Source organism: Priestia sp. P1_B12_1 (assembly GCF_056406695.1).
Window position 1 is genome coordinate 305,838 of record NZ_JBFTZR010000001.1, and the last position, 13,720, is coordinate 319,557.

11 protein-coding genes are annotated in these 13,720 nt (G+C 39.1%); 1 reads left to right on the forward strand and 10 read right to left on the reverse strand.

Translation table 11 applies throughout. From position 1 onward, the window contains the following. Nucleotides 1-4: 4 nt before the first annotated feature. On the reverse strand, nt 5-1,267 hold the full coding sequence (gene hflX / locus AC1D0Y_RS01650) for a GTPase HflX (protein ID WP_081085247.1): 1,263 nt from the start codon (nt 1,265-1,267) through the stop codon (nt 5-7). A gap of 277 nt (nt 1,268-1,544) precedes the next feature. Between hflX and AC1D0Y_RS01655 the strand changes: the two genes are divergently transcribed. Continuing rightward, complete coding sequence (locus AC1D0Y_RS01655) at nt 1,545-2,156, forward strand: trimeric intracellular cation channel family protein (protein WP_013084735.1); 612 nt, start codon at nt 1,545-1,547, stop codon at nt 2,154-2,156. A 32-nt stretch (nt 2,157-2,188) separates the two neighbouring features. Here AC1D0Y_RS01655 and spoVK read toward each other — a convergent pair whose 3' ends face one another. The 9 genes from spoVK to miaB form a co-directional block, all read right to left on the reverse strand. Continuing rightward, nucleotides 2,189-3,145, reverse strand: coding sequence for a stage V sporulation protein K (spoVK, locus tag AC1D0Y_RS01660; RefSeq protein ID WP_016765353.1), 957 nt, complete (start codon nt 3,143-3,145; stop codon nt 2,189-2,191). A gap of 187 nt (nt 3,146-3,332) precedes the next feature. Continuing rightward, the gene (hfq, locus tag AC1D0Y_RS01665; protein ID WP_013058791.1) at nt 3,333-3,557 is read right to left on the reverse strand and encodes an RNA chaperone Hfq; all 225 of its coding nucleotides are present in this window, start codon (nt 3,555-3,557) and stop codon (nt 3,333-3,335) included. A gap of 32 nt (nt 3,558-3,589) precedes the next feature. After that, nucleotides 3,590-4,540, reverse strand: a complete 951-nt coding sequence (miaA, locus tag AC1D0Y_RS01670) for a tRNA (adenosine(37)-N6)-dimethylallyltransferase MiaA (protein WP_050689712.1) — start codon at nt 4,538-4,540, stop codon at nt 3,590-3,592. Between the two features lie 100 nt (nt 4,541-4,640). Further along, nucleotides 4,641-6,518 carry a DNA mismatch repair endonuclease MutL gene (gene mutL, locus AC1D0Y_RS01675; protein WP_477707313.1) on the reverse strand — a complete coding sequence of 626 codons (1,878 nt, stop codon included), beginning with the start codon at nt 6,516-6,518 and terminating at the stop codon, nt 4,641-4,643. 18 nt (nt 6,519-6,536) lie between these two features. Further along, the gene (gene mutS / locus AC1D0Y_RS01680) at nt 6,537-9,194 is read right to left on the reverse strand and encodes a DNA mismatch repair protein MutS (protein ID WP_060745998.1); all 2,658 of its coding nucleotides are present in this window, start codon (nt 9,192-9,194) and stop codon (nt 6,537-6,539) included. A 163-nt stretch (nt 9,195-9,357) separates the two neighbouring features. Next, a complete protein-coding gene (locus tag AC1D0Y_RS01685) occupies nt 9,358-10,755 on the reverse strand; it encodes an amino acid permease (protein ID WP_013084740.1) in 1,398 nt (465 codons plus the stop codon). A gap of 177 nt (nt 10,756-10,932) precedes the next feature. Next, nucleotides 10,933-11,478, reverse strand: coding sequence for an outer spore coat protein CotE (locus tag AC1D0Y_RS01690; protein ID WP_013058796.1), 546 nt, complete (start codon nt 11,476-11,478; stop codon nt 10,933-10,935). Nucleotides 11,479-11,703: 225 nt separating this feature from the next. Further along, nucleotides 11,704-12,135: a YlbF/YmcA family competence regulator gene (locus AC1D0Y_RS01695; protein WP_013058797.1), complete on the reverse strand. Its 432-nt coding sequence runs from the start codon at nt 12,133-12,135 to the stop codon at nt 11,704-11,706. A gap of 1 nt (nt 12,136) precedes the next feature. Then, nucleotides 12,137-13,666, reverse strand: a complete 1,530-nt coding sequence (miaB, locus tag AC1D0Y_RS01700) for a tRNA (N6-isopentenyl adenosine(37)-C2)-methylthiotransferase MiaB (protein WP_013084741.1) — start codon at nt 13,664-13,666, stop codon at nt 12,137-12,139. Nucleotides 13,667-13,720: the final 54 nt, after the last annotated feature.

The following is a 13,720-nucleotide window of genomic DNA, read 5'->3' on the forward strand; positions in this document are numbered from 1 at the left end:
TTCCTCAACTTTCTTCAAGCGTTTGTAGCTTTTTGTAAAGGGGATGCTCTTTTGCAATATACCCTTTGCACTGATACTTCTCAGTTTCTTCATTGAATTTTAACGACTCAAGAATAGAGACCGTTTTGAGTTCAGCGAGCATTTTCCCTTCATAAGCCGGCAGCAGCACATGAAAAAATGCCATTTCTTTTTTCATTTCTTCTTGAATTCTTTCCCCAAGCTTCACTAAATCAGCAGCTTTAAAAGCGCTCATTGATAAAGATGTCGAAGCGGATGGGACAAATAGTTCATGCTGCATATCTTCTTTATTGTAAACTGTCAGCATCGGAATGTCCGTTACGTTCAGCTCTTCTAGTAAGCGATGCACTGTTTTTTCGTGGTTATTGTAATCTGGATTAGATGAATCTACCACGTGCAGAACAAGGTCAGCTTCGGTTACTTCTTCAAGTGTTGAACGGAACGCGGCTACTAACGTTGTTGGGAGATCTTGAATAAATCCAACCGTATCCGTTAACAGAGCCGTTAGTCCTGACGGAAGCGTATACTGTCTTGTCGTTGGATCAAGAGTTGCAAACAGCTGATTTTCTTCAAAAATACCCGCCTCTGTTAAGCGGTTAAAGATCGTCGATTTACCAGCGTTCGTATAGCCCACAATTGCAATTTGATAGACATGATTACGCTTACGTCTTTCTCGATAACGTTCGCGGTGACTTACCACTGTCTTTAACTGACGCTTAATTTCATCAATTTTACGGCGAATATGTCTGCGGTCACTTTCAAGTTTCGTTTCACCAGGACCTCTTGTTCCAATTCCGCCTCCAAGACGTGACAAAGCGGTACCTTGTCCTACTAACCTAGGTAGCAGATAATTTAATTGAGCAAGTTCCACCTGCATTTTTCCTTCTCGCGTTTGAGCACGCTGTGCGAAGATATCCAAAATCAGCTGCGTACGGTCAATAACACGCGCAGATAACCCTGCTGACAAATTGCGGATTTGACTCGGTGACAATTCATCATTAAATACAATTAAATCAGGCTCTAACTCTTCTTCAAGAGCCACAAGTTCTTCTACTTTCCCTTTTCCAATATAAGTAGCTGGATGAATGCGATCGCGCTTTTGCGTTAACCTTACCAGCACTTCGCCTTTTGCAGTCTCAGTTAAAGATGCTAGCTCATCCATTGAATATTCAAAACGTTCGTCATCGTCATGAAGCTGACATCCGACTAAAATTACGCGTTCAAGTTCAGTATTCATTTCTGCTGTCAAAGATTTTTCCTTCCCTTACTATTAAATTGACAAATCATTCATATCATATCAAAAAAATGCCCATTTCTCCATCTTTGCAAAAGAGACAGAATACATTGTCTTTTACTAGTTTAACACCCTTTTTAAAATCTATAAAATGATGATTAAAAAAACATTGAAATATCACGAAATTCTGTATACAATTTGAGTTGGTTTACTTATCGAAATTTGAATCAGGCTGCCTGATTTTAAAATAATAGTCGCTACTTGGTGAAAACAGAATAAAGGGGATAGCATCATGACTTGGGACGTACTTAGCATTATTGGAACGATTGCTTTTGCAATCAGCGGAGCTTTCATTGCGATGGAAGAGGAATATGATATTTTAGGCGTTTACATACTCGGAATCGTAACGGCTTTTGGCGGAGGAGCCATTCGAAACCTGCTTATCGGTGTACCGGTGTCTGCCCTTTGGGAACAAGGACTCTTTTTTCAGATTGCTTTATTATCTATCACTGCCACTTTTTTATTTCCAAACAATATATTAAAACATTGGAAGCGATGGGGAAACTTTTCGGATGCCATCGGCCTTGCAGCATTCGCGATTCAAGGAGCGCTTTATGCCACTCATATGAACCATCCGCTTAGCGCGGTTATTGTAGCTGCGGTCTTAACAGGAAGCGGCGGCGGGATTATCCGAGATTTATTAGCACGCCGAAAGCCTACTGTTCTTAAAGATGAAATTTATGCGGTATGGGCGATTATCGCAGGATTTAGCGTAGGGCTGCATATTACAAATACACCTATAGAACTTTATACATTATTTATCTTACTTGTAGGCCTTCGGATGTGTTCATATATTTACAAATGGCGCCTGCCGATCAAAACGATTCGACAGCCAAATATGTAGAAAAAAGCCTTTCGTGACGAAAGGCTTTTTTTCTACAGCTGAATATCGCTTGACGTTAAAGTTAGAAGCTCGTTGCGCTCAAAGCTTTCTTCTTCTAAAAGCCTCATGGATTGAGTACGTATGGAACGTTCGATAATGTTTCGCACGTATCGACCGTTACTAAAATCCCTAGGCGTCTGATTGTACTTCACGTCCATGAAATGATCTTTTAGCTTTTTATAGGCCTCTGTACTAAACTGGTACTGCCTGTCATTCATCATGTGACCGGCAATGTCCATCAGTTCATTGACATCATAATCCGGAAAATCAAAAATGAACGGAAACCTAGAACGCAGCCCTGGATTAAGACTTAAGAAATTTTCCATTTCTCTTGGATAACCAGCTAAAATCAATACAAACTTATCATTTGAATCTTCCATATGTTTGACCAATGTATCAATCGCTTCTTTTCCAAAATCTTTTTCTCCCCCTCTTGCAAGAGAATAAGCCTCATCAATAAATAAAATACCTCCAAGCGCTTTTTTTACAAGATCTCTCGTTTTCTGAGCGGTATGGCCAATGTATTCCCCAACTAAATCAGCCCGCTCTGCTTCAATTAAATGTCCTTTAGACAAGATGTTCATATTCAAAAATAATTTACCTAGCAGGCGGGCTACCGTCGTTTTCCCTGTTCCTGGATTTCCTTTAAACATCATATGCAGCGCCTGCTTTCCCGCTTTTAAGCCCTGTTCCTCTCTTTTTTTGTTAATATATAACCACGCATATATTTCTTTTATCATTTTTTTCAATTCTTCCATTCCAACCAGTCCGCTCATTTCTCGTTCAATTTCCCGAAGCGGCTCATGATTTATGACAGCTTTTTTGGCAGGACGCGGAATTGATGTCGTATACGATTTTTCCTTTTTTGTTTCATTATTTAAAATGATATTAATTTGCCCATTATTTTTAAGAGTTATCGGCTGCTCCACCATGTTCACCTCTCGTTTCATCCCACTTCTCTGTATCGCATAGCTGCATGCGATGAACGATACGAAGACAATGATCTCTTATTACCGAAGAAATAATCGTCTATTATAAGGTTTATGTTCAATGAGTAAAAACAATGTTAAGAAACTTTTTTAAGCCTTTATTTGCATAAAAAAAGCATCCGAATATGCGGATGCTTCTCTTTAATCTCTATTCAAGTTCTACTGTAATATTTTTATTTGGTACAAATGTCGAAATCGCATGTTTATAAATCAGCTGCTGTTTTCCTTCAGATTCAATTAACACAGTAAAGTTATCAAATCCTTTAATTAGTCCTCTTAATTGAAAACCATTTAAAAGAAATACCGTCACATAGATATTTTCTTTACGTAATTGATTTAAAAATTGGTCTTGAATATTAACTGATTGTTTCATTATTCGGCCTCCTCGTTTCTCTATCTGTTTACTTAATTCGCTTCTTTCTTCAGCTTTCCTGCAATATATGTAAAAATTTCAGCAAACTTTTCGGGAAATTTGTCAACTTCCATCTCTATCCATTTTACAGGCATCTTATTTCGAAACCACGTTAACTGACGCTTGGCATATCTGCGTGAATTTTGTTTCAACTGTTCAACGGCTTCTTCGAGCGTGCAGCGTCCTTCAAAATAAGCATACAGCTCTTTATAGCCGATAGCTTGAATTGATTGTACATCATGCAGACCACTTTCGTACAATGATTTGACTTCATCAAGCAGTCCAGCCTGCATCATCATATCGACTCGGTGATTAATTCTCTCATATAATACGTCTCTATCCATTGTAAGTCCAATAATGCTTACGTCATATAATAACTCTTGCGACTGTTCTTTTGTATAGTCACTGAATTTTTTGCCGGTTACTTCATAAACTTCAAGCGCTCTGATTACACGGCGATGGTTGTTTTTATGGATAGCAGCTGCACTGTCCGGGTCAATTTCTTTTAGCTTTTCATACAGGGGATCAATGCCATGAGCTTTAATAAATACTTCCATTCGTTCACGAACTTTTTCATCACTAGGAGTTTCTGTGAACTGATAATCATAAATAACGGATTGAATATAAAGACCCGTCCCTCCAACAATCATCGGCATTTTTCCTCTAGCGTGAATATCATCGATTTGTTTTCTTACAATCTCTTGAAATTCTGCCACAGAAAACGATTCATCCGGCTCCTTAATATCGATCAGGTAATGGGGAATACCCTGCATCTCTTCTTCTGATACCTTTGCTGTTCCGATATCCATCCCTTTATAAATTTGCATGGAATCACCTGAAATAATTTCTCCGTCTAACTGTTTGGCAAGTTCAATGCTCAATTTTGTTTTACCAACCGCAGTTGGTCCAATAATGACAATAAGTTTTGGTTTCTCTCCCGTCATAACAACACTACTTTCATCTATAGGCATTCACATCATTCCATTTTATCCAAATGGCCATGATTTATTCAACAAAACGGCTAGCTGCAGCTAGCCGCATTGCCTACATCACTCGCTTAAACATTTTTTCCATTTCATACGTCGAATGATGAATAATAATTGGTCGTCCGTGCGGACACGTAAATGGATCTGTTGTTTTTCTCAACGTCTCAAGTAAAGCAAAAATCTCATCGTTTCGCAAATGATGATTCGCTTTAATCGATCCTTTACAGCTCATCATAATAGCCGCTTCTTCTCGTAACTTTTCGATATTGACTCGTTTCATCGTAAAGATTTGCTGAATCATTTCTTCAATGGTTTCCTGTTCCTCTCCTTTTGGAAACCACTGCGGATGCGAACGAACGATATAGGAGTTTTGTCCAAACGGTTCTAAAAAGACTCCTACTTCAGCAAGCATGTCTTTGTACTCTTCTAAAATCAAGGCTTCATTTCCCGAGAACTCTAGCGTAAGCGGCATAAGCAGTTCTTGAACTTCTGAATCTACTTCTCCAAGCTTTCGCTTAAAATATTCGTACTTAATTCTCTCCTGCGCCGCGTGCTGATCAATAATAAATAATCCTTTTTCATTTTGTGCCAAAATATACGTTCCGTGCATTTGGCCAATTGGGTACATCGCAGGAACACGCGGTTCTGGCTGCTCTTTGGCTAAATGGTTTGGTTCTGGAATAGGAGCGTTCTCTTCCACCGATTCTTCATATTGTTCTATTTCTCGAAACGTTGGTTGGATTTCTTCATCTTGACGTATGACCTCTGTTTTAACAGGCGGCATGATCTCGTCTACACGAGGGGGGGCCTCCTTAAAGCTAGGCTCACGAACCGTATTAGACGGCTGATAGCCAGACGGTTTAGACTGATGATCAAATGTAAAGGTCTGCTGCTCAGTTGGCTGCACAGCTGCTTTTGACTTAGTTGGCACTACAGCATCTGGAATTAACTGCTGCTTTTTAAAAGCAGCTTTCACTCCTTGTTCAATAAGCTCAAACAGCTCCGCTTCTTTACTCAACCGCACTTCTAATTTTGCTGGATGAACATTCACGTCCACTAATAAAGGGTCCATTGTAATGGTTAAAAACACAATCGGAAAACGACCGATAGGTAAAAGGGTATGATAGCCCTGCTGTACCGCTTTTAACAACCCGTAGTTTTTAACAAACCGACCGTTAATAATGGTGGACATATAGTTGCGAGAAGCTCTTGTGATTTCAGGAAGAGCGACGTAACCATTCACTTCATAATCAAGTGACTGAACGTTAATCGGAATCATTTTTTTGGCTACTGCCATTCCATAAATAGCGGCAAGCACTTGGCGCACATCTCCGCTTCCGTTCGTATACAGAAGCTGTCTTCCTTGATGCATCAGCCTAATTGAAACTTCAGGATGAGACATTGCAAGACGATTGACGACATCCGTTACGTTACCAAGCTCCGTGTTTACCGTCTTCATATATTTTAAACGTGCAGGTGTATTGAAAAATAAGTTTTCAATAACAAGTTCGGTACCTTTTCGGCTTGACGTTAATTCGTGATGAACGATTTCTCCGCCTCTAAGTTTAAGATGAGTGCCGGCTTCTTCTCCCGTACTCGTTTTGAGTTCAAGCATTGAAACCGAAGCAATACTTGGCAAAGCTTCACCGCGAAATCCTAACGTTCGAATTCGAAATAAATCTTGTTCTGTTTTGATCTTACTTGTCGCATGTCTTTTAAAAGCGGTCAAGCAGTCTTCAGAAGCAATGCCGTCTCCATTATCCAATATACGAATTTTTGAAAGCCCAGCTTCTTCTAGCTCAATTTCAATAACTGTACTGTTTGCATCAATAGCATTTTCGACTAGTTCTTTCACCACCGAAGCAGGTCGTTCAACAACCTCTCCGGCAGCAATTTTATTTGAAAGTTCGTCTGAAAGCTGCACAATTTTACCCACAGACTCACTCCTCTCACTCTATTTCTTCTTTAATAATTTTTGCAGTTCATACATCGCATTCATTGCGTCTAAAGGCGTCATTTCCAAAATATCCAGCTCTTTTAAACGATCTACAATTGCTTTTTCACGTTTCGAAAGCGCAGGCTTTTCTTTTTTCTTTTCTATTTCAAAGAATGAAAGCTGGTTGGCTTCATCTGCTTTTTTACCATCTGCACGTTCTTCTTGAACCAAAGAAGCACCTTCTTGTGGAACTTGCTGTGTCATCTCTTCTCTTTTTGGAGCCTGACGTACAGGTTCACGCTCAGAAGATTGTTCTAAGTCGTGTAAGATGACGCGAGCTCGCTCTAGAAGCGGATCTGGAAGTTCTGCTAGTTCCGCTACGTGAATACCATAACTTTTATCTGCGGCACCATCTTTGATTTTGTGTAGAAAGACGACTTTTCCATTTTTTTCAACCGCGCTTACATGAACATTTTTAAGCGCAGGAAGCGACTCATCGAGTACGGTTAATTCATGATAATGAGTAGAAAATAGGGTCTTACAGCCAATATGTTCATGAACGTATTCAATAATTGCTTGAGCAAGAGCCATTCCGTCATACGTAGACGTACCTCGTCCAATTTCATCTAACAGAATTAGACTCGACTGAGTGGCATTTGTCACTGCATTTTTCGTTTCTAGCATCTCGACCATAAACGTACTTTGCCCTGAAATTAAGTCATCGGCTGCTCCGATACGTGTAAACACTTGATCAAAAATCGGCAGAACTGCTTCGTCCGCTGGCACAAAACAGCCAATTTGAGCTAGTATCGCCGTTAAAGCGACCTGACGCATGTACGTACTTTTACCAGACATATTAGGTCCTGTAATCAGTAAAATTGAACTATCATCCGTCATTTGACAGTCGTTTGGCACATATTCCTGTGAATTCATTACTTTTTCTACTACTGGATGGCGTCCATTTTGAATCGAAATATCTTCACTTGAAAAAATAGGCTTTGTGTAATGACGTTCTTCACTGATTTTTGCAAAGCACTGCAGTACGTCAAGCTCACTTACTTTTTTAGCGAGTTCTTGCAGCCTTGGGATATATGCTTTTACTTCCTCACGAATTTGTAAAAACAATTCATATTCCAGCTCTACAATTTTCTCTTCCGCTTCTAAAATCAGCGCTTCTTTTTCTTTCAGCTCAGGAGTAATAAAACGTTCTGCATTGGTTAACGTCTGTTTTCGTTCATACATTCCTTCAGGCAAAAGATGCAGATTTGCCCGCGTTACTTCTATATAATAGCCGAACACGCGATTATAACCAATTTTCAGTGAGCGAATCCCTGTTTTCTCACGCTCTTGCTGTTCAAGTGACGCAATCCACGTTTTTCCGTTTCGGCTTGCATCTCGGTATTGATCAAGCTGTTCATGATAGCCGTCATTAATAATGTCTCCTTCTTTAATTGACAAAGGAGGGTGCTCTTTTAATCCTCTTTCAAGAAGATTAGCTAATCGCTCACAAGGATCAATGTCTTCAACAAGCTTTGTCGCATAAGGATGATTCAAACGATTCACAACCTCTTGGATTTGAGGCACATTTTGCAATGATTTTTTTAATTGAATTAAATCACGAGCATTTACATTACCAAAAGCGACTCGACCAGCTAAGCGTTCTAAATCATATACGTCTTTTAGCAACTCACGCAGTTCTTCTCGTTCAAAAAACTGTTTCATTAAGACATCTACCATATTCAAACGATTATCAATATCCGCTTGTTTTAAAAGCGGACGGTCAATCCAATTTTTTAATAAACGGCCTCCCATTGCCGTAACGGTCTGGTCTAATAACCATAGAAGCGAGCCTTTCTTTCCTTTTGAACGAATCGTTTCGGTTAACTCCAAGTTTCGCTTAGAGAACAAATCAATTTTCATATATTCATTGATTTGATAAAACTGCACGGGCTGTAAGTGTTCAAGCGAACGCTTCTGCGTGCGAGTTAAATACTGAAGAATACGCGCAAACGTTGTGATAAGCTTTTGCTGCTGAAGCGACTCTACTAAATAATCTAGTCCTTCTACTTGCTCTGTACTATTCTCATAAGAAACGGTAATCGTCATGCGCTCTTTTAGTGTTTGTAATAAGTCAGCAGGAAACTCAGAGCTTACAACGACTTCTTTTGCTTCTTTTGCATAAATCTCTGAGACTATATCGTGAAACGCACTAACAAGCGTTACGCTGTTTTCTCCTGTAGACAAATCAGAAAGAGCAAGACCAAACGTTTGATCCTCGAACGCAGTAACAGAACAAATATAGTTATTTTCCTTGTCATGCAGTCCGCGTTCGTTCATCAGTGTTCCGGGTGAAATCACCTGTACCACTTCTCGCTTTACAACACCTTTTGCATGCTTAGGGTCTTCTACTTGCTCACAAATAGCTACTTTAAATCCCTTTTCAATTAAACGCTCGATATACGTAGGAGCAGAGTGATACGGAACCCCGCACATCGGAATTCTCTCTTGTCCTCCTCCGTCTCGGCTTGTTAATGTTATTTCAAGTTCTTGAGAAGCTGTCGTAGCATCTTCAAAGAACATTTCATAAAAATCACCTAATCTAAAAAACAAAAAGGCATCTTGATACTCTGCCTTAATTCTCAAATATTGCTGTATCATTGGCGTATACGCTGCCATACTATTCCTCCATACCACATCTAGTTGTGCGTTTTTGCTACACGTATTATAACATAAGTCTTTCTTAAACTTAATTTATTCAAATAGAACAATCTTCAATTTCTTTTCATAAAACACATAAAAAAGCTTCGGACGAAGGAAGAAGCTTGTCCGAAGCTTTTCATTATTTACTGCTATTCAAATGACTATGCTTACGTCCGTATAAGAAGTAAACCACCAGCCCTAGTACAAGCCAAATTACGAAACTAATCCATGTTAATTTTGGAAGCTGAAGTGCTAAGTATAAACAGAACACAAAAGCTAAAATTGGAATCACCGGCACGAACGGTACACGGAAACCAGTCGATTCTGAAGTTTGTTTTGATTTACGTAAATATAAAATTCCAATTGATACGGTCATGAAAGCAAAAAGAGTACCGATGTTTGTTAACTCTGCTAATCTTCCTAATGGTACTAAACCAGAGAAGATGGATACTAGTAAACATGTAATCCACGTATTTACTACCGGCGTTTGTTTTTTCTCACTGATTTTTGAAAAAGGCTTCGGCAATAGACCATCTCGACTGATCGCATAAAATAAACGAGTTTGTCCATACATCATAACGAGTAATACCGTTGTAATACCAACAATTGCGCCTAATGAAATAAATCCTGCTACCCAGTCTTGGTTAATGTAGCTTAAAGCAAATGCTACAGGGTTTTTAACATTTAATTCTGTATAAGGGACGATTCCTGTTAAGATAAGCGATACGACGATATAAAGGACTGTACAAATCGCAAGAGATGCGATAATTCCAATTGGCATATCCCGCTGAGGCTTGCGTACTTCCTCGGCCGCTGTTGCTACAGCATCAAACCCAATGTAGGCGAAGAATACAGTTGCTGCTCCTGTCGCTACTCCCGAGAAACCAAACGGCATAAACGGCGTCCAGTTTTCTGGTTTAACATAGCTAACTCCTACCCCGATAAACAGAAGTACAACAGCCAGTTTAATAATAACCATGATAGCATTAAAACGTGAAGATTTTTTTACTCCTTGCGTTAAAAGTAATGTGATTAAAAATACGATCATAATTGCTGGAATATCAATATACGTGCCGTTTGCAGGATTATATGCACTCGTTAAAGCTTTTGGAAAATGTATGCCAAACCCTGCTAATAATCCTTGGAAATACCCGGACCATCCGCTGGCTACAGCAGAAGAAGCAAGACCGTATTCCAAGATAAGATCCCATCCTAAAATCCAAGCGATTAATTCACCAAATGTTGCATAACTGTAAGTGTATGCACTTCCTGAAACGGGAACTGTTGAGGCAAACTCTGCATAACAAAGAGCTGCAAACACACACGCAAGTCCTGACATAATGAAAGATATAACTAAAGCTGGACCGGCATGTTCAGCGGCGGCTACGCCCGTTAATACAAAAATTCCGGTTCCGATAATAGCTCCAATTCCTAACATTGTTAAATCGAAAGCGCCTAAATCCTTTTTTAATTTAACACCTTTAGAGTTGGTTTCACTAATTAACGTTTGAATTGATTTTTTACGAAATAAGCTCATAGTAAACCCCCAAGAAATACTTATCTGATATAACTAAATTTTCTGAAAATTAATGCATTATTTTCTTTAGATTTACTATACACTGCGGATTCGACAAAAAGCAATATATTTTTTTATTTTTATAAGAATTTTCTTAAAATAGTAAAAATAAAAAAACTAGGAAGAACTTCTTCCTAGTTACTCATCGTCCCCTAATATAAAATCAGGATCCAAATCTTCAAATTCATCGTCATCTACGTCTAAATCAAATTCGTCTTCATCATCGCAGCCTTTCGGATTTACTGCAACACAAACCTTGGTTTCGCCAATCACTTCCGCCAACAATTCTCTCTCTACTTGAACAATCGTTTTATTGCCATTTGGTGAAATTGTGCACTCTAGGCAATTTGGCTGCTGCAGCACGCGAACAATTACTTCGTAATCGTCTCCAATCGAATCTTCGTCTTTATAGCGCAGCTTAATATTATCTTTGTATGATACGGTTTCCGTCCAAACTTCGGTTTTTGTATTATTATTGTACGAATACCAGATGTTAATATCATATCTGCCGTCAACTTCTACATTGCTGCCGCTTTTCTTTGCTTTGTACTCATGGTTAATCACCCAGCACCCTAAGATGCTTGTTGGTCGATTTTTCGGTGCAAGCGTATGAGACGATTGTGTAAACTTGCGACCTTTACCTACGACTGCTTTTGTAATAATTTCTCTATAGTGTTGTGACATGTGAGCATACCCTCCTCAAACTATCTTCATTTCATCCTATGCAGGCTCATTCACTTGTTTGCACATTATTTTTAAGAAACTAGGTTTAAGGCATAAAAAACCTATGTTCCATTGTATGCAAGGATATAGAAAAACGTGACAATTATTAGAGAGAAAATCTGCCCAATTTTCATGCCATGAGATGCACAAAAAAATGCCTCAGCAAATTGCTGAGGCATTTTTTCTTTATGAGCAGCTAGATCCAGGGCTGTTTCGCACCTGTGAACCTGTTTCACCGCGCAGTAAATCACCATCTGTTGACACAATAATTTCATCCGTTACTGTGTTTGAAATAGTGTTAGCAACAAGTTGAAGCAAATCATTCACGTTTATTTGAGACTCTTGAAACTGCTGAATAATCGGCAGTTCGTCCAGCTCTTCCTGTAAGCGATCGATTTTTGCCTCCACTTGTTTTAACGCTTCTGTTTTACCATAATGTTGGAAATTAACAGCTTGTTTTTGCAAACTTTTAATGCTTGCAATGGTTTCACGCACTTTTTGATTTTCGTTAAGCTGAGCTTCGGCACGCTTGAAGAAATCTACTTCTTCCGTTTCAGCAATCATTTTTGCCAGCTCTTGAGCACGTTTAATTACGTCACTCTTGTTATACTGCGCCATATTACTTCACCTCTGCTGTTTCTTCTACCATTTCCCCGTTTAGCGTCCATGTTTTGGCTTTTGTAACTTTTACTTTTACAAGTTGCCCAATCACTGACTTAGGTGCTTTGAAGTTTACAAGCTTACTTTTTTCCGTGTAGCCTGCTAATACTTCCGGATTATTTTTACTTTCACCTTCTACTAATACTTCGACAACTTTACCTTCATATTCCTTCAATTTCTTTGCAGAAATTTCATTTACAAGAGCATTTAAGCGCTGAAGGCGCTCTTTTTTCACTTCCATTGGTACGTTGTCTTGCATCTTAGCAGCTGGCGTACCTTCACGAGGTGAATAGATAAATGTATAAGCACTATCGAATTCAACCTCACGATATAGTGACATTGTTTCTTCAAACTGCTCATCCGTTTCATTTGGGAAACCCACAATAATATCAGTTGTTAATGATGCTGTTGGAATGGCTTCTTTAATTTTACGAACAAGCTCTAAATAATGTTCACGAGAATATTTTCGTGCCATAATTTTTAAGATATCGCTGCTTCCTGATTGAACAGGCAAGTGAATGTGGTCGACAAGATTTCCGCCTTTAGCAAGAACTTCAATTAAACGGTCATCAAAGTCGCGAGGATGACTTGTTGTAAAACGGATACGAGCAACGTCAATTTTACGGATTTCGTCCATTAAGTCGCCTAAGCCGTATGTGATGTCTTCAAAATCTTTTCCGTATGCATTAACATTTTGACCTAAAAGCGTAATTTCTTTGTAGCCTTGAGCAGCTAAATGACGTACTTCTTGGATAATGTCTTCTGGACGGCGGCTTCGTTCTTTTCCTCGCGTATACGGAACGATACAGTACGTACAGAACTTGTCACAGCCGTACATGATGTTAACCCATGCTTTGACGCTGCCTTTACGTGCTCTTGGAAGGTTTTCAATAACGTCCCCTTCTTTAGACCATACTTCAATCACCATTTCTTTTGCTAAGTATGCTTCGTTTAAAATGTGAGGCAAACGGTGAATGTTGTGTGTACCAAAAATCATATCCACGTGCTGATGTTTTTGTAAAATTTTATTTACAACTGACTCTTCTTGAGACATACATCCGCAGACGCCGATCAATAGCTCAGGGCGCTCGCGCTTTAAGGCCTTCAAGTGTCCTAATTCACCAAACACTTTATTTTCCGCATTTTCACGGATCGCACACGTATTCAATAAAATAACATGAGCATCTTCAACAGAGTCGGTTGGCTCGTAGCCAAGGCCTAGAAAAATACCAGCCATTACTTCTGTATCGTGCTCATTCATTTGACAGCCGTACGTACGGATATAAAACTTACGTCCTTGTCCCATCCCGTGAAACTGTTCATCGATTGCAAAATCATTGTGATAGGAAACTTCTTCTTTTCCTCGTTTTTTCGCATCTTTTAAAGAAGGTGGCATGTATACTGTTTGAAAATATTTGCTGTAATCCTTTTCGGATTTTTTGTCCGCTGGATTAACTTGGTTGCTTTCTAAACGTTGTTTTTCGTTCATAAAAAATCTCCTTTCGCCATGACAATTGTCACGTTGCACCTGTAAATCGCAAAA